General features: G+C 36.8%; 1 protein-coding gene. It reads left to right on the plus strand.

The window, feature by feature from the left end; translation table 11 throughout:
• The first annotated feature begins 174 nt into the window (after positions 1 to 174).
• Entirely contained in the window at positions 175 to 513 is a 339-nt protein-coding gene (locus IQR33_RS17695; protein WP_017821886.1) for a hypothetical protein, read from the plus strand.
• The last annotated feature ends 334 nt before the right edge of the window (positions 514 to 847 follow it).

Raw genomic sequence — 847 nt, forward strand, 5'->3', positions numbered from 1 at the left:
GATAAGTTGAGGTCAAGAAGAGATTTGAGATAGATAAAGTACGAATTGGTATCTAAAGAGCTTTCTTATAGGGTAAGTCGACGGCATAACTACAGTGAATGCAACGACGATGAATGTCGTGTATAAAAGCGTTAAAGGAAGATCTTAAAGATGTAGAAAACTCTCTTGGGAACAATGATAAAGGTACCGATGCTAGTGATGATTAATAGGCGGAAAAATAGATTAAAATATGTAAACTCAGACCTGATCCAAGGCGGGAAAAGTACATTTCATCGTTTCTTAAGGCGAGGGATTATTATCATTATGGTAGGAGGCCTTTCTACAGCCTCTTCCACGGTATTTGCACACTTTATAGCGGGTGTGTTTGATGTGGATATGAATGTTCATCCAGAGAGCTTAGAAGAAAAAGTGCATGCACTACTTTTTGTTTCGGTCAGTCTTGTTTTTTACCTCTTTTATGCCCTTATCTCGCTAAATATTAGTGGGTGGCTCATAATGAAGCTAAAAATATAAGCTTAACTAAAACCATGTCCTTGTATTTTAAGGAAGATGGAACTAGTGACGATTTTTTCTTTGCTTGCACCATCTCTATTTTTTGTATTTATTTAAGGTTCGTAAATAAGAAGCTTCCTTTGGTTAAAGTGGCGCTTTTGGTTTCGGCGATGTGTCATGTTTTTATCATGAAAGAATACAGTGGTGACCTTCAGCTTATACGTTTTGTCTCTTCACTGTTTTTCGCCATTAACTTTGGGTTATTTGTGACCACCAAGTGATACTAAAAAGCCGATGTAGATACATCGGCTTTTTAGTGGGTTATTTCTTTCTGCGAGTATAAATCCGAGATTTT

The organism is Vibrio sp. OPT46, assembly GCF_015163535.1.
GTDB lineage: Bacteria > Pseudomonadota > Gammaproteobacteria > Enterobacterales > Vibrionaceae > Vibrio > Vibrio alginolyticus.